This window comes from Saccharothrix lopnurensis (assembly GCF_042658445.1).
Taxonomy (GTDB): Bacteria; Actinomycetota; Actinomycetes; order Mycobacteriales; family Pseudonocardiaceae; genus Actinosynnema; species Actinosynnema lopnurensis.
Window position 1 is genome coordinate 1 of the sequence record NZ_JBHSQO010000115.1, and the last position, 664, is coordinate 664.

The 664-nt window shown below is 42.3% G+C and carries 2 protein-coding genes; both read right to left on the reverse strand.

Annotated features, from left to right (window positions below; genetic code table 11):
* Positions 1-394: SUMF1/EgtB/PvdO family nonheme iron enzyme (locus tag ACFP3R_RS37580; protein WP_380643817.1), on the reverse strand; the 394-nt coding region annotated here is incomplete at its 3' end.
* A 28-nt stretch (positions 395-422) separates the two neighbouring features.
* Positions 423-664, reverse strand: a 242-nt coding sequence (locus tag ACFP3R_RS37585) for an SUMF1/EgtB/PvdO family nonheme iron enzyme (RefSeq protein WP_380643819.1), incomplete at its 5' end; no start/stop codon positions are given.

Sequence of the window (664 nt, forward strand, 5' to 3'; positions counted from 1 at the left end):
GCATATAAGCGGGGATATTAGGCCGGTGGAAGCGCTTACCTTCCTTAAAAATAGGTCGATTAGTCGCTCGACTAAACGTATCAAATTCTTCCCAGGTGACTTCATATTTATTGATTGAAAAACTATCAAGGGTCACTCTATGCAGAAAATCATCGTCTTTGTCAGAGCTCCAGTGGGCTAAGAATTGACTACCATCACTGTTACGCTCTAGCTTACCGAAGTCCCCCATGATAAAACTGCCGCCTTCGACAAAGACCATATTATCAAGGGTTTGTTGGATTACCCGTTCAATATCTGACTCTAAGGTTGGGGTATCATCAGAGGGTGACTGACAGGCAGAAATCAGCCCTGATAGAACTAAAATAGACAATAGAAGATGGTAGCGTTTTGGCATGATTATAATTTTATTGAAGCTGTGCATATTATTGATGGATAGGCGCTGGATTATTAATTACACACCGTAAGCCGACATAGTCGGCTTTATCGGGTTCGACGGCATGACGTCGTATAGTCATGTTAAAGCGGCTAGAGGATGCGTTACTGCCACCCCGTACTGTTTTTTTAACACCAGTTTTAGGGCCTTGGGGATTTATCTCAGGAGAATGTTGGTAATAGTCTTCTAAATACCAATCCTTAACATACTCGTCTATGTTGCCGGACATAT